Annotated in this window: 11 protein-coding genes and 3 tRNA genes; 8 read left to right on the forward strand and 6 right to left on the reverse strand. The window is 70.8% G+C overall.

Translation table 11 applies throughout. From position 1 onward, the window contains the following. Positions 1-101: 101 nt before the first annotated feature. Complete coding sequence (locus E1286_RS18155; protein ID WP_223190078.1) at positions 102-1157, reverse strand: AraC family transcriptional regulator; 1056 nt, start codon at positions 1155-1157, stop codon at positions 102-104. 41 nt (positions 1158-1198) lie between these two features. On the opposite strand from E1286_RS18155, the gene E1286_RS18160 reads away from it, so the two are divergent. After that, on the forward strand, positions 1199-1978 hold the full coding sequence (locus E1286_RS18160) for a phytanoyl-CoA dioxygenase family protein (RefSeq protein WP_132614013.1): 780 nt from the start codon (positions 1199-1201) through the stop codon (positions 1976-1978). Positions 1979-2051: 73 nt separating this feature from the next. Here the strand turns inward: E1286_RS18160 and dusB are convergent, their stop codons facing one another. Next, positions 2052-3161, reverse strand: coding sequence for a tRNA dihydrouridine synthase DusB (gene dusB / locus E1286_RS18165; protein ID WP_246074951.1), 1110 nt, complete (start codon positions 3159-3161; stop codon positions 2052-2054). Positions 3162-3243: 82 nt separating this feature from the next. Here dusB and E1286_RS18170 point away from each other — a divergent pair, with 82 nt between their 5' ends. From E1286_RS18170 to E1286_RS18195, 6 genes are all read left to right on the forward strand, one after another. After that, positions 3244-3879, forward strand: coding sequence for an ACT domain-containing protein (locus E1286_RS18170; protein ID WP_132614015.1), 636 nt, complete (start codon positions 3244-3246; stop codon positions 3877-3879). A gap of 75 nt (positions 3880-3954) precedes the next feature. After that, a tRNA-Gly gene (locus tag E1286_RS18175) sits at positions 3955-4026 on the forward strand. 18 nt (positions 4027-4044) lie between these two features. After that, positions 4045-4118: transfer RNA gene (locus tag E1286_RS18180), tRNA-Cys, on the forward strand. 1 nt (position 4119) lies between these two features. Next, positions 4120-4194 (forward strand) — tRNA-Val (locus E1286_RS18185). Between the two features lie 130 nt (positions 4195-4324). Continuing rightward, positions 4325-5164: an NACHT N-terminal helical domain 7-containing protein gene (locus tag E1286_RS18190; protein WP_223190080.1), complete on the forward strand. Its 840-nt coding sequence runs from the start codon at positions 4325-4327 to the stop codon at positions 5162-5164. Positions 5165-5358: 194 nt separating this feature from the next. Continuing rightward, a complete protein-coding gene (locus tag E1286_RS18195; protein WP_132614019.1) occupies positions 5359-8727 on the forward strand; it encodes a tetratricopeptide repeat protein in 3369 nt (1122 codons plus the stop codon). Here the strand turns inward: E1286_RS18195 and E1286_RS18200 are convergent. From E1286_RS18200 to E1286_RS18210, 3 genes are read right to left on the reverse strand one after another with little or no spacing between them, the layout of a single operon-like run. Next, positions 8721-9554 (reverse strand): carbohydrate ABC transporter permease, encoded by an 834-nt coding sequence (locus E1286_RS18200; protein WP_132614021.1) that lies wholly within the window; start codon positions 9552-9554, stop codon positions 8721-8723. The genes E1286_RS18195 and E1286_RS18200 overlap by 7 nt on opposite strands. Next, positions 9551-10471, reverse strand: coding sequence for a carbohydrate ABC transporter permease (locus E1286_RS18205; RefSeq protein ID WP_223190082.1), 921 nt, complete (start codon positions 10469-10471; stop codon positions 9551-9553). The genes E1286_RS18200 and E1286_RS18205 overlap by 4 nt, the downstream gene beginning before the upstream one ends. Further along, on the reverse strand, positions 10471-11802 hold the full coding sequence (locus E1286_RS18210; RefSeq protein WP_132614025.1) for an extracellular solute-binding protein: 1332 nt from the start codon (positions 11800-11802) through the stop codon (positions 10471-10473). Before E1286_RS18210 ends, E1286_RS18205 begins: the two co-directional genes overlap by 1 nt. A 292-nt stretch (positions 11803-12094) precedes the next feature. Here E1286_RS18210 and arfA point away from each other — a divergent pair, with 292 nt between their 5' ends. Further along, positions 12095-13585, forward strand: coding sequence for an arabinosylfuranosidase ArfA (gene arfA, locus E1286_RS18215; protein ID WP_132614027.1), 1491 nt, complete (start codon positions 12095-12097; stop codon positions 13583-13585). A 12-nt stretch (positions 13586-13597) separates the two neighbouring features. Here the strand turns inward: arfA and E1286_RS18220 are convergent, their stop codons facing one another. Beyond that, positions 13598-14608 (reverse strand): LacI family DNA-binding transcriptional regulator, encoded by a 1011-nt coding sequence (locus tag E1286_RS18220; RefSeq protein WP_425464760.1) that lies wholly within the window; start codon positions 14606-14608, stop codon positions 13598-13600. Positions 14609-14629: the final 21 nt, after the last annotated feature.

Below are 14629 nucleotides of genomic sequence, written 5' to 3' on the forward strand. Positions count from 1 at the left end.
CCCTGGAACACCCATCGAGTGAAGCCTCTGGGCGAAAGTCACGGCACCGGGCATACGTCATCTCCGGCCATCCGGCGACGGCCCCGAGACGGGCACGCTGGTCACCGGCCGACAGGCCCGGACCGGACGCGGGCGCGGTACTCGCGGGGCGGCACGCCGTACTCCCGCCTGAAGGCGCGGCTGAAGTGGAACGGGCTGACGAAGCCGCAGGCGGCGGCTACCTGGCCGACGTCCATGTCGGTGATCTCCAGCAGGCTCGCCGCATGGCGGACGCGGGCCTGGCGTACGGCGTGCATGGGGGTCCGGCCGGTCTCCTCGGCGAAGAGGTGGGCGAACCGGGAGGGCGAGAGGGCGACCGCGCGGGCGAGGGAGGCGACCGAGTGCGGCGCGGCCGGGTCGGCGGCGATGAGGGCGAGCACGCGGCGGATCCGTTCATCCCCCTCCTCGGGCGTGCCGGTGCGGGGCCGCGCCGAGGCCGTGGCCAGCACCACCACCTCCTCCACGGCCCCGAGCACCAGCTCGCGTGCGGCCCCGCCGCCGACCACGACCGGCACCCGTCCCCCACCCGCGTACGGCGCGCCACCCGAAGCCACCGCGCCGGCCGAGTCCAGGGAGCCCCGCGGGACCGACAAGCCGCCCGGCTCCCACGCGTCGGCCGGCTCTCGCTGGACGGGGACGCCCTCGGAGGAGTTGGGCCGCACGGACCGTGTGCCGGGCAGTGCACCGGGCGGGACGGAGGGCGTGGCCGGGGTCCAGTGGGCGTCGTGGTGGGCGCGGACGAAGGCCGCGGCGATCCGTTCGCGTACCGCCCGTGGTACACCGCTCACCAGGTGACAGCCGCCCTCGCGAGCGTACGGCGCGAGCCAGGCCGTCCAGCTCGCCCGGGGCTGGAAGTGCACCCACCAGAACCGCCACCGCCGCGCCCCCGGCGCCACCCGGTAGTGCTGGGCCGCCCCCGACGCCAGCACCGCCAGATCACCCGGCCCCACCTCGAACGACGTCCCACCCTGCGTGATCCGCCCGGCCCCGGCCTCGGTCCACATCAGCAGCCAGCTGGGCGACCCGTACGACCGGCGCGTGGCATAGCCGGCCGGCTTGTCGTAGTGGCCGAGAATCATCACCTCGGCAGCAGGAACAGACAGGTCCTCAGCGGTCACAGGCATACCGTCGCACGGACCGGCTGCCTAGCGTGAGAGTCATGAGGCTCGACGACTTCCACGATCAGGGGTACGCGCTGGTGCCCGGTCTGCTCAACCCCGGGGAGGTGGCCGGGCTGCGCGACACGTTCATGGCGATCCACGCTGCAGGCCCGATCCCCGGCCACTTCACGCCGCAGCCGCAGGAACCCGGCCGGCCATACGACGTGCTGCGCGAGTATCCGCGCATCATGCACCCCCACCAGGTCAGCGACGTGGCCCTGCGCCACCTGCTGGACGCCCGGATCGCCGCGATCCTGCGCGACCTGCTGGGCGAGGAGCCGATAGCAGCCCAGAGCATGTTCTACTTCAAGCCGCCTGGCGCCAGGGGCCAGGCGCTGCACCAGGACAACTTCTACCTCCGCGTCGAGCCGGGCACGTGTGTGGCCGCCTGGGTGGCTCTCGACCGGGTCGACCGCGCCAACGGCGGACTGGAGGTCGTGCCCGGCACCCACCTGATGGACCTGTTCTGCCCCGAGGAGGCCGACCAGGACGCCTCGTTCACCCGCGAGTACGTGCCGCCGCCGCCCGGTCTCGACCGCGTCCCCGTGGACATGGACCCCGGCGACGTGCTGTTCTTCAACGGCAGCCTGGTGCACGGCTCCGAGCCGAACACCACGGCCGACCGCTTCCGCCGCAGCTTCATCTGCCACTACGCGGGCCGCTCGGCCGAGCGCATCGCGGAGTACTACCCGACCCTCACGATGACCGGCGAGCCCGTACGGCTGGAGCCGGCGATCGGCGGCGGACCCTGCGGCACGGAGATCACCGGCCCGCACTAGGTGGCCGGCCGGCGACGCCGAGCCCGCTCCTACCACGGCAAAACCGAATCAGCCCGTACCGCGACGAAGTCGGTCAGCCGCCGGAGACGTCCGACTCCGCGTCCTGGGGCACCCCGCAGTCCCACGGGTCGTCCAGCCACCCGTCGGGCAGGTGCACCTTGGCGCGTTCGCCCGACTTGCCGCGCGGGGTGTCGGTGTTCGGCGGCCACGGCTCGTCGCGCTCCAGCTTGTCCAGGCCCGCCCGCAGCCCGTCGAGCGAGTCGGCCGTGGCCAGCTCACGCCGCAGCTCGCTCCCGACCGTGAACCCCTTCAAGTACCACCCGACGTGCTTGCGGAAGTCGGAGATGGCCGACTTCTCCGCGTCGAAGCACCCGGTCAGCCCCTCGGCGTGCCGGAACATCACGGCGGCGACCTCGCCGAGCGTCGGCCGGGCCCGCTCGGAGCTGCCGTTGAACGCGTTCTCCAGGTCGCGGAACAACCACGGCCGCCCCAGGCACCCGCGCCCGACCACGACCCCGTCGCACCCGGTCTGCCGCACCATCCGGAGGGCGTCGTCGGCGCACCAGATGTCGCCGTTGCCCAGCACCGGGATCTCCTGCACGGTCTCCTTCAGCCGGGCGATGGCCTCCCAGTCGGCGACGCCGCCGTAGTGCTGCCGCGCCGTGCGCGCGTGCAGCGCGACGGCGGCGACGCCCTCCTCTGCCGCGATCCGCCCGGCGTCGAGGTAGGTCAGGTGGTCGTCGTCGATGCCCTTGCGCATCTTGATCGTCACGGGCAGCGGCCCCGCGTTCGCCACCGCCGCCCGCAGGATGCGCCGCAGCAGATTCCGCTTGTACGGCAGCGCCGAGCCGCCCCCGCGGCGCGTCACCTTGGGCACGGGGCAGCCGAAGTTGAGGTCGATGTGGTCGGCGAGGTCCTCCTCGACGATCATCCGGACCGCGCGGCCCACGACGTCGGGGTCGACGCCGTACAGCTGGATGCTCCGGGGCCGCTCGGACTCGGCGAACCGGATCATCCGCATCGTCTTGACGTTGCGCTCGACGAGTGCCCGTGTAGTGATCATCTCGCAGACGAACAACCCCGCGCCCTGCTCCCGGCACAGCACCCGGAACGGCGCGTTCGTGATGCCCGCCATGGGCGCGAGCACCACGGGCGGCCATACCTCGATCGGCCCAATCTTCACACGCTCAGTTGTAGCGCAGGTCAGCCGGGAACTGGTATTTCGCGGATAGGCTGGGAAGCGGCATCTTCACAGGAGGGGATGGATGCTTCTTCGCGTTCGCGTGGCACTGCCCGACAGGCCGGGATCGCTGGCGCAGGTCACCAAGGTCCTGGGGGCGGCGGGAGCCGACATCACCCAGGTGACCGTCCTCGACCGGGGCGACGGCAGGGCGATGGACGACATCACGGTCTTCTGCCCGGAGAGCACCCCGCGCGAGGCCCTCGTCAAGAGCCTGCAGAGCGTCGACGAGGTCACGATCGAAGGCATCTGGACCACCCGCGAGGCCCCCGGCACCTACCCGGAGCTGGAGATACTCAAATACATCACCACGGCCGGCGACCGGGCGCTGACCACGCTGGTCGACTCGCTGCCGGTCCTGTTCAGCGCCGACTGGGCCGCCACCACCGCGGGCTCCCGCCTCGTGTACGCCAGCTGGCGCGCGCCGCGGGAGATCTCCGTCCCCGACGAGGTGCCGTCCCGCCCGGTCGCGACGACGCTCGACGACGGCCTCCACCTGATCCACGCGCCGCTGCCGCCGCTGGCCCTGTCGCTGTTCCTGGCCCGTTCGGAGGGCCCGGCGTTCCACCGCATCGAGGTCCACCGCCTCACCCGCATCCTCGAGATCTTCCTGAGCCTCCCGGCGACCGAGCGCAGCGTGGCCCGTCAGCTGCGCAAGTAGGCGTCTCGTCACCCTCGCGTGGCCGTGCGGTAAGCATCTGGTCGAAAAACCCGCTAGAGTGGGGCACGCAACAGCGCGGAAGTGGCTCAGGGGTAGAGCATCACCTTGCCAAGGTGAGGGTCGCGGGTTCGAATCCCGTCTTCCGCTCGGAGTGGGAAATGACTCGGTGGCGTGGCCGAGAGGCGAGGCAGCGGCCTGCAAAGCCGTCCACACGGGTTCAAATCCCGTCGCCACCTCCAAGGACGATTAGCTCAGCGGGAGAGCGCTTCCCTGACACGGAAGAGGTCACTGGTTCAATCCCAGTATCGTCCACCACTCGAAAGCCCCAGCCCCACGGCTGGGGCTTCGTGTTGTCCCCGTGGATCGTGGCCGCCGGCGACCCGGCGTGCAGCAGATTGCGGAACCCCTCGCACCTCTGTTACGCAGATGACCGAGACCATCCGGCATGCGGGAGCCCGATGTGCGTAAGGCGATCAGCTACTCCGACGCGGTCCGCCTCCTGGGCGGCGAAAGCAAGGTCACCAAGCTGCTGACCGGTGCGGTGCTGGAAGCCACGCCCGTCGGGGGTGTGTTGTCGCTGTTCGATCTGAAGGACGAAGCCGTCCGGTTGGCGAACGACTCCGTCAACCGCCTGCACGACCAGCTGTCCGGCCTCGGCCGCCATGACCGGACCACCCGCTTGGAGGCGGCGCACGCCGTCATCGTGATCGCCGCGTTCTTCCAGGCCCTGGACGACGTGCCCCTGCCATGGAAGCCCCAGGAACTGCGCCTCACCAGGGACGAGCAGATGGGCCTGGCGGGCGCGACGCACCAGGGCGGCGACTTCGTGGCCAAGCTGCTCGACGCACAGCCCGCCGGCCTGCGCGCGCACCGTTCGCTGAAGGACACGCTCGACTCGCTCGGCGACTACTACGGTGACCTCGCCGAGGCGCTGGCCAAGTTCGCCACCGGGCTCGCGGTACACGACCGTTACAACACCACCGAATGGGAGCGGGCCACGGCCGCGCTGACCGGAACCCTGCCCGGTCTGGCCGTCCGCGCGTACGAGGAGCTGTACCGGCAACTCGCCCTCGACATCCCCGAGTTCAGGCTGTGGCTGGACACGATCGAAAGCGTGTCCGTGGCCACCGGCCTGGCGGACCTGGAGCGGGTGCTCGCCGACGTGGCCGCCAGGACCGGGCCGCCTCAGCACGCCGCGGCCCTGATGCTGCGCAACCGTAAGATCCTGGAACGCCCGATCGCCGAGACGGGGGACGCCCCTGCCGGCATGCGGCTGCCTCGCTGAGGGACGCGTACGTCAATCCGGGTTTCCGCGTCGCGGAGGTCACCGGCTCTTCGAACGTCAGCGCCGAGTCGTGGTGGGAGGACGTCGAGCCCCGCTCCGACATCGTCACCTTTCTGAGCCGCTACCTCACCTCGCCGGAGGCCCACACCACGCCTCTCGTCCTGCTCGGCCAGCCGGGTGCCGGGAAGTCCGTGTTGACCAAGATCCTCGCCGGCCGGCTGTTCGCCGGAAACTTCCTCCCGGTACGCGTTCCACTGCGGGAGGTACCCGCCGACGGCACCCTCCGCGAGCAGATCGAAGCCGCGATCCACCAGGCCACCGGAGAGCGCCTGAGCTGGCCTGAGCTGGTGCGTACGGCCGGCGGCGCCCTTCCGGTGATCATGCTCGACGGCCTGGACGAGCTGCTGCAGGCGACCGGCGTCCATCGCTCCGACTACCTGCGGCAGATCGTCGAGTTCCAGCAGGGCGAGACCGACCTGGGCCGCTCCGCCGCGGTCCTCGTCACGACGCGGACCGCGGTCGCCGACAGGATGCGCTTCCCCGAGGGGTGCCTCGCCGTCCGTCTCGAACCGTTCGACGACGAGCAGGTCGCCCAGTGGCTGGAGGTGTGGAACCGTGCCAACCAGGCGTACTTCGCCGAGTGCGGCCGCCGGCCGTTCTCTCCCGAGGCCGCCCTGCGCCACCCCGGCCTCGCCGCCCAGCCGCTGCTGCTCCTCATGCTCGCGCTGTACGACGCCGCCGCCAACGCGCTCCAGCACGGCGACGAGGGCCTCAGCCACGCCGACCTGTACGAACGTCTCCTGCTGCTGTTCGCCGAGCGGGAGGTACGCAAGCACGTGCCCGGCCTGGACGAGGAGAGGCTGAGCCAGGAGATCGAGATCGAGCTCTACCGGCTCGCGGTGGCGGCGTTCGGCATGTTCAGCAGGGGCCGCCAGCGCATCTCCGCGGCCGAGCTCAACGACGACCTCGCGAACCTCACGGTGACGCCGGCGGCGCAGACGAGCAGTTTCCAGAGCCCGCTGTCCGGCGCCGACCGGGTGATCGGCCGGTTCTTCTTCGTACACCGCTCCGACGCCGTGCAGGACGGCGTGACGCTGCAGACGTACGAGTTCCTGCATGCGACGTTCGGCGAGTATCTGGTGGCGCGGCTCCTGCGTGACGAGCTCGGCCGGGTGGTGGGCCGCTGGACGGCGGCTTCGGCGGGTCCCTACTTCGCCCGCCCGGGGATCGAGGACGGCCTGCTCTACGCGCTGCTGTCCTTCGCGCTGCTCACCGAACGCACCGCCATCCTCGACTTCCTCGCCGAGCTGATCTCCTCCCTCGACACCGCGCAGGTGAAGGACCTGCTGATCAGGCTGTTGCAGGGAGCGGAGTCCCGTACGGACCAGAGCTATTCCGGCTATCTGAGCGGCCAGTCCACGTTCATCACGCGGCACGCGTACTACACCGCGAACCTCGTGATCCTGGCCGCCCTCGCCGGAGGGGGCGTGCTCGGCAGCGAGCTGTTCCCCGGTGGCGGGCATCCCCGGATCCCGTGGCGGTCTCTCACCGCCCTGTGGGAGTCACGGATCAGCGGGGACGCGCTGGCCGGCCTGACCGACAAGGTCCAGGCGGACCGGATCTGGAACGACGGCAACGCACCCGATCTGAGGATCCACCTGACGGACGCGGCCGCGCCCACGCGGGTCGGCGGCTTCGACTTCGCGTGGCTGAGCACCCACCAGGACCGGCAGTGGCACCTGGGCGAGAGGTCGCTGCGGGTCGCGCACTTCCTCTGCGGCCCCACGACGGACGCCCTCGCCCATGCCGCCGAACCGGCGATCGACACGTTCGAGGAGTCCTTCGACGCCTGGTCGTACTTGACCGGCACGGATCGCTCCCGGCTGTCGCCAGGGCGGATCATGCTGGAGATCCTCATGGACCGCTACACGGCTCAGGAGGATCCGACGGGCCTGTACGAGCGGGCGTTCAGGATGCTGGGACCGGCGAACGACCTCATCCCCATGGCCACGCGGCTGCGCTGTCTTTCCGCCGTGCTGGATCTGATCGACACCGATGTCGCCGGTGCCGATCGGACCCGGCCGGTTCCCGAGTGGACGCCGGTTCTCGCGAACAGCCTGCGCGAACTCCACGACGACCTCGCCGAGGACGGGCACGACGCGCATGCCCGCACCGCCGTCGAGAAGGCGGTGTCCCTCTACCGGAGAGTGAACGGGGCCGATCCGGCGGCCTGCCGTCCGGAACTGGCCGAGGCCTTGCTGGCCCTGTCACGCGAGTACGTGGACCAGGGAGAACAGCGGAGTGCGCTGCGTACCGTCGAGGAGGCCGTCATCCTCCACCAGACCTTGGCGGCCGGCGACGCCACGGCGCTGCCGCGGCTGGCGGAGGCACTCCACGCGCTCGCCACTCGCCATCTGGCGGTGAAGAACCGCGCCGAGGCGGTGCGCGCCGCCCGCGAGGCCGTCGCCGTGGCCAGAGGCTTGACGCGCGCCGATCCCGTCACCCGGCAACGGGTTCTGGCGATCTGCCTCAAGACCCTGGCCGAAGCCCTGAACCACCAGGAAGAGGCGATCGCAGCCGAACAGGAATCCGTCGACCTGTACAGAGGGCTGGCGGCGGACGACGCGGACGGGTGGCGGCCGTCCCTCAAGGACGCGCTCGACAACCTGTCGTACAGCCTGTCGTATCGGGGCGAGCTCCAAGGGGCGCTGGCCGCGAGCCAGGAGTCGTTGTCCATCGTCCGGGCGCTGGAACAGCAGGACACGGACCGATGGCGGCGTGACCTGATCTGGTCACTGGACAATGTCGCCTTCGACCTCAGCAGGCTAGGGCTCCATGAGGAGGCCGAGGTCGCGTCTCAGGAAGCCATCGCACGGTGCCGCAAGGATCCGGACATCCCCACGAACCGTTTGGGCGACTGCGTGGCCACCTTGGCAGAGATCCGCTACCTGGCCGGGCAGCCGGAGCGGGCCCTGCCCGCCGCCGAGGAGAGCGTCGCCCTCCACCGTGCGCTGTATGATGCCCAGCCCGCACAGTGGCGCACCCAGCTGGCCAGGGCGCTCAACGCCCTGTGCAACGTCCTCGTCGGGCTACGCGACCTCGACCGGGCGATGGCGGCCGCCGGCGAATCCATCGACCTGCTGCGCGCGGAGAACGGAGATCACTCCGGCAGGAACCTCACGCAGGCGCTGCTCTCGCTCATGGAGACGCTCGTGGTTCAGGGGCGGCACGAGGAGGCGAGCGCGGTGGCCGAGGAGGCACTCGCCTGTTGCGAGGACCTGCGGACCCGCACGGAGGCGATCGTCTCATGGTGGGAAGTGGACGCGCTGATCACGGCGGGCCGCCTCGTCGCGACGGAGGGCCGGCCCCGGGACGCCGTACGCCTCCTGGTCAAGGCGATCGAGTACGCCGAGGACCGCGAGACGCTCGTGATCGCCGCGTGCGACGCCCTGCGGCCGGCGTGGCTGCGCCGGCCGGAGCCGGTGGAGGCGGCGTACCGGGAGGCGACGGGTGGCGGGCTTCCGGATCGCGTCACTGCTGGAGGCCCGCCCGCCGATCACTGACCGGCGAGGCCCGTGTGGGCGACGCCGCGGATGATCTGCCGCTGGAAGAGCACGAACACCACCAGCAGCGGTAGGCCGGCCAGCACCACCGAGGCCATGATCTGCGCGTAACGCAGGCCGAAGGTGCCCTGCACGACGTTGGCCAGGCCCACCGGCAGGGTCATCGTGTTCGGGTCGGTGGAGACGAGGAACGGCCACAGGAAGTTGTTCCACGTGCTGATGAACGTGAAGATCGACACCGCCCCCAGCACCGGCCGCGACAGCGGCAGCACGATCTGGAAGAACACCCGCCAGCGGCCGGCGCCGTCCACGAACGCCGCCTGCTCCAGCTCGGCAGGCACGTCCTGGAAGAACTTGAACAGGATGTAGACGATCAGCGGCGCGGCCACCTGCGGCAGGATGATCGCCCACCAGGTGTCCACCAGGCCGAACGACACCATCTCGGCGAACAGCGGCGCGATCAGCACCTGCGGCGGCACCATGATCCCGGCCAGGACGAGCCCGAGCAGCACCCGCTGGCCCTTGAACTGCGTGCGCGCGAACCCGTACGCGGCCATCGCCGAGAACAGCACGGTCATGAACGTCACCACGAGAGCCGTGACGGTCGAGTTGATCGCCCACTTGACGATGCCACCGGTGCCGAGGACCAGCGCGTACGCGTCGAAGGTGATCTCGCTGCCGATCCACTCCAGCGGGAGCTTCGTGGTCTCCGACTCGGGCTTGAGCGACGTCGCCACCGCCCAGGCGAGCGGCGCCAGCCACAGGACCGCCAGTGCCAGCGTCACCACGAGCAGGACGAGCTGGCTGAAGCTGAACCGCTTGGTCACGACGCGACCTCCTCGCGCTTGCGGAACAGCCGGAGCTGCGCCAGGGAGACGATGACGATGATGACGAACAGGATGTACGACACGGCCGAGGCGTAGCCGACGCGGTAGCCGGTGAAGCCGACGTCGTAGGCGTACTCGATGATCGGGCGGGTGGCGTCCTCGGGGCCGCCGCCGGTCATCAGGTAGATCTGGTCGAAGACCTTCAGCGAGGCGACGAGCTGCAGCACCACGATGAGCGCGGTGGTGCGGCGCAGCAGCGGCAGGGTGATCGAGCGGAGTTTGTCCCAGGCGGTGGCGCCGTCGATGGCGGCGGCCTCGTACAGGTGCTGGGGGATGGACTGCAGGGCGGCGAGGTAGAGCAGGAAGTTGAAGCCGACCGTCCACCAGACCGTGGTCAGCACCACCGACCACATGGCCACCGAGGGATCGCCGAGCCACAGGACGTCGGTGCCGAGCGTGCCGTTCAGCAGGCCGAAGTCGGGCGGGTAGATCATCTGCAGCCACAGCAGCGACACCACGGCCGACGGCAGCAGGAACGGCCCGAAGAACGACAGCCGCCACAGCCACTGCATGAAGCGCAGGTTGTGCACCAGCAGCGCGAACACCAGGCCGAGGAAGACCAGCGGGATGGTGCTCAGCACGGTGAAGACCAGCGTGTTCCACAACGAGCGCCACATGCGCGGGTCGGAGAAGGCTTCCGCGTAGTTGTCGAACCCCACGAAACGGTCGTTGCCGCCGGCGATGTTGACGCTGGAGAAGCTCATCTGCAGGCCGAGCAGGGTCGGCCAGATCAGGAAGAGCGCGTAGACGATGAGGAAGGGGGCCACGAACAGCAGCCCGTGCTGGGTCCAGCCGCGCCGCACCTTGGCCTTGGCGACGGGGGCGGCGGTCGCGGGGGCCGCGACGGTGGTGGTCATCATCGCTCCTCGTCGGGGAAGGGGTTCGGGGCCGACAGCAGCCGGGTCAGCGACGCCTTGGCGGCGGCCAGTCCCTCTTCCGGCGTGCGCTCGCCGGAGATCACCGGGGAGAACGCCTCGCCGAACTCGATCCACATGCGCGAGGCCGACCCGGCGAACCACACTTGCGGGTCGAGCGCGACCTCGGTGATGACCGTGCGGTACTCCGACTGCGGCTGCAGCGCCAGGTACTCCGGCCGCTCCAGCGCCGGCAGGTACGCGGGCACGTGCCCGGCCACGGCCCAGTCGGCGCTGTTCTTCACGATGTGGGCGATGAACCGGTAGGTGGCCCGCTCCACCTCGGGGTCACGGTCGCGCTGGTGCGGCAGCACGAACGCGTGGCAGTCGGCCTGCGCCTGGTGGCCGCCGAAGACGCTGGGGAAGCGCGTCATGCTGAACGGCGTTCCGCGTTCCTTCAGGCCGGCGATCTCCCAGTCGCCGTTCCACAGGAAGGCCGCCTGGCCGTTGGTGAAGTTGGCGACGGAGGCGCCGTAGTCGGTGCGCCAGTCGCACAGCCCCTCCTGCCCGAGCCGGGCCATGAGCCGCAGCGCCTCCAGCGCCTTGGCGTCGTCGATGGTGATCCGGGTGCCGTCCTCCGACAGCAGGGTGCCGCCGCTCTGCGGGTAGAGCGACCACCACACGCGCCAGGGGCCGACGGTGCCGAGGCCGAGCGCGTCGAAGGCGAGCGGCGGGCGGCCGCCCATGACCTTCTTGGCCTCGGTGAGCATGGCGATCAGTTCGTCGACGCCGGTCGTGGGGCGCAGCTTGCCGTCCGCCCCCAGCAGCCCGGCCCTGCCGCAGATGTCGGTGTTGTAGTACTGCACCATCGGGTGGGCGTCGAACGGGATCGCGTACAGGACGCCGTCGATGTGGGCGCGCTCCCAGATGGGCGGGCTGAAGTCGGCGCCCCGCAGCCCGGCCTCCTCCATGAGCGTGACGTCGATCGGGTCGAGGATCTGGCCGGCGCCGATCCCGGCGAGCCGGGCCAGGTGGAAGGTGGCCAGGTCGGGCGAGCGCCCGCCGGAGCCGGCCATCGCGATCTTCGTGTAGTACGGCTCGCCCCAGGCGAGCACGTTCTCCTCGACGAAGACGTCGGGGTTGTCGCGGGCGAACGCTCCGACCATCTCCTTCATGACGAGGCCGTCGCTCGCACCGAGGAAATGCCAGTACTGGACGTGGGTCCTTGAGGAGCCGAGACCGACGGGGAGGGCGCAGCCCGTGGCAGCGGCGCCGAGCAGAGCGAGGCTGCCGCCGAGGAGATGCCGGCGGGATATGTCGGGGGGACCGTGCACGGGGGCCTCTTCCTTTACCGAGCTATCGCTTGGTCATTTCTCGCTAACGTCAGAGGGATCTCAGGGCAGGTGTGAATGGGGCCTGTCGCTGCGGCGCGACGGCCGACATGGCGAACGTCCGGGTCACGGACGCGCCGCTCGGAGGCCCGGTGTTTCGCCGGGGTTACCCGAGTGTTAGCGGTAACACCCGCCCTGTCAAGAGTCCGTGGTTCCGCGAGCGCACACCCCTTGACCGGTCCGGGTGATAACGCTAACAATCTGGTTCACGCCCCCGCAGACCAGGAGTCGCCTCGTGCACCAGGCCAAGCTCACGCTCGATCCCGCGTTCACGATCGCACCGGTACGCCGGCGGACCTTCGGCACGTTCGTCGAGCACCTCGGACGATGCGTCTACACCGGCATCTACGAGCCGGGCCACCCGGCGGCCGACGAGGACGGCTTCCGCCGTGACGTGCTCGACCTCACCAGGGAGCTCGGCGTGTCCGTCGTCCGCTACCCGGGCGGCAACTTCGTCTCCGGCTACCGGTGGGAGGACGGCATCGGCCCGGTCTCCCAGCGGCCCCGCCGGCTCGACCTCGCCTGGCACAGCACCGAGACGAACGAGGTCGGCGTCGACGAGTTCGTCCGCTGGTGCCGCAAGGCCGGCGTCGAGCCCATGATGGCCGTCAATCTCGGCACGCGCGGCATCGCCGAGGCCCTCGACCTGCTCGAATACTGCAACCACCCGTCCGGCACCGCGCTGTCCGACCTGCGCGTCGCGGGCGGCTCGAAGGAGCCGCACGGCATCCGCATGTGGTGCCTGGGCAACGAGCTGGACGGCCCCTGGCAGACCGGCCACAAGACCGCCCACGAGTACGGCCGGCTGGCCGCCGAGACCGCTCGCGCCATGCGCACGATCGACCCCGCGCTGGAGCTGGTCGCCTGCGGCAGCTCCGGCTCCGGCATGCCGACCTTCGGCGCGTGGGAGGCCACGGTGCTGGAGGAGACGTACGACGTGGTCGACTACATCTCCTGCCACGCCTACTACCAGGAGCACGACGGCGACCTCGGCAGCTTCCTGGCCTGCTCGACCGACATGGAGTACTTCATCCGTTCCGTCGTGGCCACCGCCGACTCCGTCGGGGCCCGGCTGAAGTCGCGCAAGCGGATCGACGTCTCCTTCGACGAGTGGAACATCTGGTACCAGACGCGCAACCGCGACGCCGAGCCGCTGACGGACTGGCCGGTCGCGCCGCGGCTGCTGGAGGACCAGTACCACCTGGCCGACGCGGTGGCGTTCGGCGGCCTGCTGATCACGCTGCTGCGCAACAGCGACCGGGTGACCGCCGCGTGCCTGGCCCAGCTGGTGAACGTGATCGCGCCGATCATGACGGAGCCGGGCGGGCGGGTGTGGCGGCAGAGCACGTTCCACCCGTTCGCGCAGGCGTCCCGGCACGCGTCCGGCGACGTGCTGCGGGTCGAGCCGGTCACGCCGTCGTACGAGACGAAGGCGTACGGCGAGGTGCCGGTGATGGACGCGGTGGCCACGCACGGCGAGGACGGCACGACGGTGTTCGCGGTGAACCGCTCGGCGGACCGGCCGGTGTCGCTGGAGATCGACGCGCGGGCGCTCGGCGGCGTGCGCGTGGTCGAGGCCACCACACTGACCGACCCGGACGTCTACGCCCGCAACACCGCCGACGAGCCCGACCGGATCACGCCGCGGGCGAACCCCGACGTCGAGGCCGACCCGCTGCGCGTCCTGCTGCCCCCGGTCTCCTGGAACGTGATCAGACTCGCGTGACGGTGCCGCTGGTCAGGCCCGCCTGATGGTGCTCTCGCGGACGACGAGCTCCGGCTGGACCAGGACGCGGGCCTGCGGCCCGGCGCCCGCCATCCGGTCCAGCAGCAGCCGGAAGGCGTGCCGGCCGACCTCGCGGAAGTCCTGCCGGACGGTGGTGAGCGGCGGCCAGAAGTAGGCGGACTCGGGGATGTCGTCGAACCCGGCCACGCTGACGTCCTCGGGCACCCGCCGACCGGCCTCGCGCAGCGCGCGCAGCACGCCGAGTGCCATCTGGTCGTTGGCCGCGAACACGGCGGTGACCCCGGCGTCCTCGGCCAGGCGGCGGCCCAGCTCGTAGCCCGAGCGCGAGCTCCAGTCGCCGCGCAGCACCTCGGGCACCGGCCGGCCGGCGGACTCCAGGACGTCGCGCCAGCCGTCGATGCGGCCGTTGGCGTCGAGCCAGTCGGCCGGTCCCGCGACGTGCAGGACGCTCTCGTGGCCGAGGTCGAGCAGGTGGCGGGTGACGAGGGCGGCGCCCGCGCGCTGGTCGACCTTGGCCACCGGCACCGGGATGTCGTCGCCGGCGTCGACGGCGACGACCGGCATCTCGGACGGCAGGTGGCGCAGCCCGTCGGCGGCCGATTCGTGCGGGGCGACGATGATCACACCGTCGACCGACTGGGTGCGCAGCCGCCCCACGCCCTCCTCCATCGAACGGCGGGTGAGCGAGCCGAGGCTGACGATGCTGACGTTGTAGCCCGCCTGCCGGGCGGCCTGCTCGATGCAGTAGAGCATGGTCGCCGGGCCGTAGAGCGTGGTGTCGATGCTGACCACGCCGAGCACGCCGGAGCGGCCGGTGACGAGCTGGCGGGCGGCCTGGTTGGGCCGGTAGTCGAGCTCGCGCACGGCGGCCAGCACCCGGGCCCTTGTCTCGGCGCGTACGAGGTCGGGCGCGTTGAGCACCCGGGAGACGGTCATGGTGGAGACGCCGGCGCGGGCGGCGACGTCCATGAGCACCGCAGGCCGACTGGCTTTCGGTTTCACCGCGAGCTCACCCCCTCAGCG

Source organism: Nonomuraea terrae (assembly GCF_004348995.1).
Classification (GTDB): domain Bacteria; phylum Actinomycetota; class Actinomycetes; order Streptosporangiales; family Streptosporangiaceae; genus Nonomuraea; species Nonomuraea terrae.

Bases quoted from the DNA above. Each gene is read 5' to 3' on its own strand.
- E1286_RS18190 (WP_223190080.1), top strand. From the start codon at position 4,325: ATGCGGGAGCCCGATGTGCGTAAGGCGATCAGCTACTCCGACGCGGTC.
- E1286_RS18170 (WP_132614015.1), top strand. From the start codon at position 3,244: ATGCTTCTTCGCGTTCGCGTGGCACTGCCCGACAGGCCGGGATCGCTG.
- E1286_RS18205 (WP_223190082.1), bottom strand. From the start codon at position 10,471: ATGACCACCACCGTCGCGGCCCCCGCGACCGCCGCCCCCGTCGCCAAG.
- E1286_RS18160 (WP_132614013.1), top strand. From the start codon at position 1,199: ATGAGGCTCGACGACTTCCACGATCAGGGGTACGCGCTGGTGCCCGGT.